This is a genomic window from Brevibacillus sp. LEMMJ03, assembly GCF_007197875.1.
Classification (GTDB): Bacteria; Bacillota; Bacilli; order Brevibacillales; family Brevibacillaceae; genus Brevibacillus; species Brevibacillus thermoruber.
The window spans coordinates 1-7,055 of sequence record NZ_VKJN01000038.1 but is presented as its reverse complement, the minus strand read 5'-3'; the positions used below and the strand labels follow the sequence as shown (position 1 = coordinate 7,055).

6 protein-coding genes and 4 tRNA genes are annotated in these 7,055 nt (G+C 56.1%); all 10 read left to right on the top strand.

Features of this window, described 5'->3' with window-relative positions; genetic code table 11:
- The first annotated feature begins 133 nt into the window (after positions 1-133).
- The 10 genes from FOI68_RS22560 (at position 134) to FOI68_RS22515 (ending at position 6,878) form a co-directional block, all read left to right on the top strand.
- Positions 134-210 (top strand) — tRNA-Asp (locus FOI68_RS22560).
- Positions 211-225: 15 nt separating this feature from the next.
- Positions 226-301: transfer RNA gene (locus FOI68_RS22555), tRNA-Phe, on the top strand.
- A 6-nt stretch (positions 302-307) separates the two neighbouring features.
- A tRNA-Lys gene (locus FOI68_RS22550) sits at positions 308-383 on the top strand.
- 2 nt (positions 384-385) lie between these two features.
- Positions 386-461, top strand: a tRNA-Gly gene (locus FOI68_RS22545).
- 177 nt (positions 462-638) lie between these two features.
- The gene (locus tag FOI68_RS22540; RefSeq protein ID WP_143864399.1) at positions 639-2,372 is read left to right on the top strand and encodes a tetratricopeptide repeat protein; all 1,734 of its coding nucleotides are present in this window, start codon (positions 639-641) and stop codon (positions 2,370-2,372) included.
- Between the two features lie 75 nt (positions 2,373-2,447).
- Positions 2,448-3,407 carry a thioredoxin-disulfide reductase gene (gene trxB / locus FOI68_RS22535; RefSeq protein WP_044898981.1) on the top strand — a complete coding sequence of 320 codons (960 nt, stop codon included), beginning with the start codon at positions 2,448-2,450 and terminating at the stop codon, positions 3,405-3,407.
- A gap of 235 nt (positions 3,408-3,642) precedes the next feature.
- Positions 3,643-4,524, top strand: coding sequence for an RNase adapter RapZ (gene rapZ / locus FOI68_RS22530; RefSeq protein WP_035299322.1), 882 nt, complete (start codon positions 3,643-3,645; stop codon positions 4,522-4,524).
- A gap of 77 nt (positions 4,525-4,601) precedes the next feature.
- On the top strand, positions 4,602-5,612 hold the full coding sequence (locus FOI68_RS22525; RefSeq protein WP_029098134.1) for a gluconeogenesis factor YvcK family protein: 1,011 nt from the start codon (positions 4,602-4,604) through the stop codon (positions 5,610-5,612).
- A 6-nt stretch (positions 5,613-5,618) separates the two neighbouring features.
- The gene (gene whiA / locus FOI68_RS22520; RefSeq protein WP_035299323.1) at positions 5,619-6,569 is read left to right on the top strand and encodes a DNA-binding protein WhiA; all 951 of its coding nucleotides are present in this window, start codon (positions 5,619-5,621) and stop codon (positions 6,567-6,569) included.
- A gap of 51 nt (positions 6,570-6,620) precedes the next feature.
- On the top strand, positions 6,621-6,878 hold the full coding sequence (locus FOI68_RS22515; protein ID WP_029098136.1) for an HPr family phosphocarrier protein: 258 nt from the start codon (positions 6,621-6,623) through the stop codon (positions 6,876-6,878).
- Positions 6,879-7,055: the final 177 nt, after the last annotated feature.

Sequence of the window (7,055 nt, the reverse complement as noted above, 5' to 3'; positions counted from 1 at the left end):
AGGTTGATAGGTTCGGTGTGGAAGCGCGGCAACGCGTGGAGCTGACGAATACTAATCGGTCGAGGACTTATCCACTCCATATCCTTTGCCAACCATGCGTATCCGGTTTTCAAGGAATGAAGGTTTTGTTCACGGAGCTGTGGTGAAGCTGGAGTTCACGCCGGTCTGTCACACCGGAGGTCGCGGGTTCGAGTCCCGTCAGCTCCGCCATCTACAAAACAAAGCGGCTCGGTAGCTCAGTTGGTAGAGCAGAGGACTGAAAATCCTCGTGTCGGCGGTTCGATTCCGTCCCGAGCCACCATGTTGTGAGCCATTAGCTCAGTTGGTAGAGCATCTGACTTTTAATCAGAGGGTCGAAGGTTCGAGTCCTTCATGGCTCACCAGTGCGGACGTAGCTCAATTGGTAGAGCGTCGCCTTGCCAAGGCGAAGGTCGCGGGTTCGAGACCCGTCGTCCGCTCCATTTTTTATTCGCACACAATTGATACAACGGATAGATGACACCACTCGCTGTAAAGCCAGTGGTGTTTCCTGCTTTTTGGCCGGTTGCGGGGCACTTTGCCGGCCGAATCAACTTGTGGCGCGGGAGAGCTTCTGGTACGATACATGAAGGTACTGCTCCCGTGATGTTGGAGGTTCTATGAAACATAACAAGGGTATCATCAAAGCCACCGTTGTTGACTTCAAGCAAGATGCGGAATTCTTTGTGGAACGCGGTCTGCGTTCCCTGCATCGCTACGATTACGAGAAGGCCCTTCGCTGCTTTCGCCGGGCAATCGAGCTGGAGCCAACCAATGCCGAATACCACTGCCACCTGGCCAGTGTCTTGGCAGAAACGGGGCAATTTGAAGCATCAAACGACGTCTTGTATGAAATTATCGAAAAGTATGATCCGTCCATGGTGGAAGTGTACTTTTACATGGCCAACAATTACGCCAACTTGGAAGACTACCAGATGGCCGAAGAGATGGCGATCCGTTACCTGCAAGAGGATGAAAACGGCCCGTATCGGGACGAAGCGGAAGAACTGCTCGATTACATTTACTTTGAACTGGACCTGCCGCCGCGCCACTTCCTTTCCGGTGACCGCGAGGACGTGTACAACAAACACGAACGAGCTCGTCAAAGCCTGGAAGAAGGGCGCTTTTTAGAAGCGCTGGAGACGCTGAAAGAAATTGTGGAGACCGATCCGTCGTTCATGCCGGCCTGGAACAATCTGTCGCTGGCCTACTACTATGTGGGCGATTTTGCCCAGGCGATGGCGACGATCGAACAGACGCTGGAGCGGGAAAACGGCAACCTGCATGCGCTGTGCAACCTGGCCGTCCTGCTTTCCCACCACAATCGCGTGCAGGAACTGGTCGGGCTGATCGAGATGCTAAAAAAAGTGGTCCCGTATCACCCGGAGCACATGTACAAGCTGGCGACGACGATGGGCGTGCTCGGGCAGCATGAGGAAGCGTACCGCCTGTACTACCGGATGCTGAAGACGGGGCGTCCGCACGAAGCCTGCACGTACCACTATGCGGCCATCTCCGCCTACATGACCGGCCGCAGGGAGCAGGCGCTGCGCTGGTGGCAGAAGGCCAAGCAGTTGGACCCGGACGCGGGAGTGGCGGACCACTACATTCAGATGGTAAAAGCGCAGGAAGAAGGGGAGAATAACCTACTGATCCCGTATCAGTACCATCCGCCGCAGCGTGAGGTGTCCTGGGAAAAAGCGGCGGTTGACGGTGTCGAACACCTCAAGCGGGACCCGATGATCCGCGCCTCGCTCCTGTGGGCGCTGCAGCATGGACGGGATGAAGTGAAGTTTGCCGTCCTGCAAACGCTTGCCTTGATCGGCGATGACGAGGCGGAAGCGGCCGTGCGCCATTTTTACCACCAGACCGACGATCCGCAGCTGCAGAAGCTGGCCTTGCTGGCGCTGGCCGACATGGGAGCGGCGTTACCGGACTGCCTCCCCGGCACCTCGGCGGAACGCGTCAAGGGCAAGCCGAACACAGCGGAGCGTGATGCCGTCAAAGCAGGCGAGGCGAACCGTACGACGAACGGTGCGGCGAGACGCGCGAACAGTGTCCCGACCCAGCCGGGGATGGAGAGCGTGGAAGACTGCATCTGCCGCTGCCTGACGGAAAACGGCCGGCCCGACTTGGGCGAATGGTGCCTCAAGGTCTGGCGCCGCTACAAAGAGAGGGTCACCAAACCGGTTCAGGTGCGGAAAACGGTGGCGTGGGTGGCCGCGCTGGAATATCTATACGGAACGGTGAACAATCAGAAGCAATCCCAGGCGTTTTTCGCCGAAAAATACGGGATTTCTCCGGCAACGGTAGCCAAGTGTGTCAAAGCGTTGGCAGCACTTGATCTGAAATAGATTCTCATTTTATAATAAGTTTAATTAAGCGAATGAGAGAAAGGCACAATCGTGCATGATGAGGAGGCAGTGGACATGAGCGACCAAAAAATTTACGACGTCATCATTGCCGGAGCCGGCCCCGCCGGAATGACGGCTGCCGTATACACCTCCCGCGCCAACATGAGCACGCTGATGCTGGAGCGCGGCGTCCCGGGCGGACAGATGGCCAATACGGAAGAGATTGAAAACTATCCGGGCTTCGGGTCGATTCTCGGCCCCGACCTGTCCACCAAGATGTTTGAGCACGCACAAAAATTCGGCGCCGAGTACGCTTACGGCGAAATCAAGGAAATCCAGGACGGATACCCGTACAAGCGCGTGATTGCCGGCGACAAGGAATACCTGGCCAAATCGGTGATCGTCGCTACCGGTGCGGAACACCGCCTGCTCGGGGTACCCGGAGAAAAAGAACTGTCCGGACGCGGCGTTTCCTACTGCGCCGTATGTGACGGAGCGTTTTTCCGCGGCAAGGAACTGGTCGTGGTCGGCGGCGGCGATTCGGCCGTGGAAGAGGCGGTCTTTTTGACCCGGTTTGCCTCCAAAGTGACCATCGTACACCGTCGGGATCAGTTCCGCGCCCAAAAAATCCTGCAAAAACGGGCGTTTGACAATGAAAAAATCGACGTGATCTGGGACACGGTCGTCAAGGAAATCCGCGGCGAAGGCAAAGTGCAGGCAGTGCTGCTGGAAAACGTCAAAACGGGCGAGCAGCGCGAATTCCCGGCCGATGGCGTGTTCATCTACGTCGGCATGGACCCGCTGTCGGATTGCGTGCGCGGGTTGGGCATCACCAACGAAGCCGGGTACATTTTGACCGATGAGCGCATGCACACCAAGGTAAAAGGGATTTTTGCCGCAGGGGACGTGCGGGAAAAAATGCTGCGCCAGGTCGTGACAGCCACCGGCGACGGTTCCATCGCCGCTCAATCGGCTCAGCACTACGTGGAAGAGCTGAATGAGCGGCTGGCGGAAGAAAATGTCACAATGTCTTAACTTCCTTGTAACATGAGTGAAACATTTGGGCGGTACACTAGAGACGATGAATTGACCCCCTTATCTATACGAACCAAACTTGCGTGGCTGCGTTCAGCCGCGTCTTTTTTTTACCGAATCGGAAAGGACAACCTGCGGCAAGCGCGATGCAGTCCGGCCGGTTTGGCGGTAGAGAGGGTACGAATATGGCAGTGGTTATGGTATGCTTATGTCAGAATCGTAGGAGGCGAGTGGAGTGACGGAAGTGGGTAAAGAAAGAGCCATCAATTTGCTGATCATCACCGGAATGTCGGGTGCGGGCAAGACCGTAGCCGTGCAAAGCTTGGAAGATTTGGGGTTCTTTTGTGTCGACAACCTGCCGCCGGTGCTGATTCCCAAGTTCGCGGAGCTGATCAAACAGTCGGGAGGCAGCATCGAACGGGTTGCCTTGGTGATTGACCTGCGGGGACGAGAGTTTTTCGAAAGCCTGTCCGAAGCGATCGACAGCCTGAACCAGATGGAGGGCATTTCGTTTCATATCCTGTATCTCGATGCCAGTGACCAGACGCTGGTGTCCCGCTACAAAGAGACACGCCGACGCCATCCGCTCTCGCCAAACGGTTCGCCATTGGAAGGCATTCACGCCGAGCGCCGCCTGCTGCAGGAAATGAAAGGACGGGCGCATCAGATTATCGATACCAGCCAGATGAAACCGGCCCAACTGCGTGAAAAGATTATCAGCCAATACGCGCAGCAGGGATCGCCGCTGACGATCAACGTGCTGTCGTTTGGCTTCAAATACGGCACGCCGATTGACGCCGACCTGATGTTTGACGTGCGGTTTTTGCCGAATCCCCACTACGTGGAAGAACTGCGTCCGAAAACGGGATGTGACCCGGAAGTGGCCGAATACGTCATGAATCGTAAGGAGACAAAAGAATTTGTCGACAAACTGGTCGACTTCTTGTCCTTTACGCTGCCGCATTACCAGCGGGAGGGGAAAAGCCAGTTGGTGATCGGCATCGGCTGCACAGGCGGCAAGCACCGCTCGGTGGCGATCGCGGAGCACATCGGGGACGTCTTCAGCAAAGACTTCACGGTTCGCGTCAGCCATCGAGACATTGACAAAAACAAGTGAGCACAGGATGGCAGGAAGGATCAAAAGGGCCATCCGCGAGGAACGCCTGTGTGTATCAGCATATAACGAGGTGACATATGCCGACGAGGAGAATGGGAACACAGCCCGGCAAGCAGTTGCGGGTTGTCGTGATCGGCGGGGGAACGGGATTGTCTGTCCTGCTGCGGGGGTTGAAGCATGAACCGGTCCACATCACGGCGATTGTAACCGTCGCTGACGACGGAGGGAGCTCAGGCAGACTGCGGGAAGAGATGGATATGCTCCCGCCCGGCGACATACGCAACGTGCTGACCGCCCTGGCCGACACCGAGCCGTTGATGGAAAAAGTGATGCAGTACCGTTTTTCCACCGGCACCGGATTAGCCGGTCATAATTTGGGAAATCTACTACTTGCAGCGATGAACGAGATTACGGGAGATTTCGTAACAGCGGTGAAAAAGCTGAGCGGTGTCCTGGCCGTGCGCGGCGACGTGCTGCCGGCGTCCACCCAGTCGATTCGGCTGCTGGCCGAAATGGAGGACGGGTCGATCGTCGTCGGCGAGTCGCAGATACCGCTTACAGGCAAGCGGATCAAGCGCGTCTTCCTCGATCCCGAAGACGCCGTACCGTTAACCGAGGCCTTGTTGGCCATAGAAGAAGCGGATGCGATCCTGATCGGTCCCGGCAGTCTGTACACCAGCATCCTGCCCAACCTGCTGGTGCGCGGGCTGTTTGATGCCGTAAAGCGTTCGCCATCACCGAAACTATACATTTGCAACGTCATGACGCAGCCGGGCGAAACGGACGGGTATACCGCGTCCGCGCACGTGGAAGTGATGTACCGTCACGTGGGCGGTCCGTTTTTGGACACCGTTATCGTCAACTCGGCTGACATTCCCGCGCATGTCTTGGAAAAGTACGCGGAAAAGGGGGCAGCTCCGGTCATCTGCGATCTGAAGCGATTGCGTCAACTGGGGCTTCACGTCGTGGCGAAGCCGCTGGTAACGTTCGAGGACGGTTATCTGCGTCACGACGCGCACGCCGTAAGCAAACAGGTGGTATCCCTGATCAGGCGCAAGCGCAGGATGCAGAAGATAGAGAAGGAGTGAGGGTCTATGTCATCATTCGCCGCACTGACGAAAAAGGAACTGACCATGCTGGAGAGCCCCGAATGCTGCAGCCGGGCGGAATTGGCCGCCTTGATCCGGATGAACGGCAGCCTGCAGTTCGGCGCGGGACGGCTGGTGCTGGATGTGACGACGGAAAATGCGGCGATTGCCAGACGGATCTACACCCTGACCAAGCGGCTGTTTCATATACATGCCGAACTCTTGGTGCGCAAGAAAATGCGGCTGAAGAAGAACAACGTCTACATCGTGCGGATTCCGCACAAGGCGCACGAGATTTTGCAGGAACTCGGCATTATGGATCAACACATGTCCTTTGTCCAGGGCATTTCGCCGGAGATCGTCAAAACCTCGTGCTGCCGGGCGGCTTATCTGCGCGGGGCGTTTCTGGCCGGCGGTTCGGTGAATCATCCCGAGGCGTCCAGCTATCACCTGGAAATTTTCACTTCCTACCAGGATTTTTGCGAGGCGCTGACCAAGATGGCCAACCGCTATCGACTAAACGCCAAGTGTATCGAGCGGAAAAAGGGGTATGTCCTCTACATCAAGGAAGGGGAAAAGATCACCGAGTTTCTCAGCCTCATCGGCGCCCATCAGGCGCTCCTGTACTTCGAGGACGTGCGGATCGTCAAAGACATGCGCAACTCGGTCAACCGCCTGCACAATTGTGAAATCGCCAATATCAACAAGACGGTAAACGCCGCCGCCCGCCAGATGGAGAACATCAAGCTGATTCAGCAGGAGATCGGCTTGGAAAACCTGCCGAAGCGGCTGCGGGAAGTGGCGGAACTGCGCCTGATGCACCCGGACATCAATCTGAAGGAACTGGGGGAAATGCTCCCCAGCGGTCCGGTCAGCAAATCAGGCATCAATCACCGGTTGAGAAAAATCAACGAAATCGCTGACAAATTGCGAGAAAAACAAAATATATCTGTCTAGCGGCATGGTATACTAATCGGTAACGAGTACACTGTGTGAGGAGGTCCATCCATGGTTCAACAGCAGGTTGTGGTCAAACTGAAAACCGGTTTGCAGGCCCGCCCGGCCGCATTCTTCGTGCAGGAGGCCAACCGCTTTGCATCGGAAATCTTTGTAGAGAAAGAAAACAAAAAGGTAAACGCGAAAAGCATCATGGGCATCATGAGCCTCGCCATCAGTTCGGGAACGGAAATCACGATTTCGGCGGAAGGCCCGGATGCGTCTCAGGCGGTCACCAGCCTGGCCAATCTGGTCAGCAAAGAAGAATAGGCCGCAGCGCACACTCCCTATCGATTCTGACTCCATGCAGCGCAGTCCCGTTTGGAATGCTGCCCCTTTCATGGAATAGAGGCATAACGCAAAGCGACTTTGGTATTATCCCCTCAAGGTAGACAGTAAAAAAAGAGTTCATGATATCATGGACTCATTACTGTTGACCGGAGGGGA

Bases quoted from the DNA above. Each gene is read 5' to 3' on its own strand.
- FOI68_RS22540 (WP_143864399.1), top strand. From the start codon at position 639: ATGAAACATAACAAGGGTATCATCAAAGCCACCGTTGTTGACTTCAAG.
- trxB (WP_044898981.1), top strand. From the start codon at position 2,448: ATGAGCGACCAAAAAATTTACGACGTCATCATTGCCGGAGCCGGCCCC.
- FOI68_RS22525 (WP_029098134.1), top strand. From the start codon at position 4,602: ATGCCGACGAGGAGAATGGGAACACAGCCCGGCAAGCAGTTGCGGGTT.
- whiA (WP_035299323.1), top strand. From the start codon at position 5,619: ATGTCATCATTCGCCGCACTGACGAAAAAGGAACTGACCATGCTGGAG.
- FOI68_RS22515 (WP_029098136.1), top strand. From the start codon at position 6,621: ATGGTTCAACAGCAGGTTGTGGTCAAACTGAAAACCGGTTTGCAGGCC.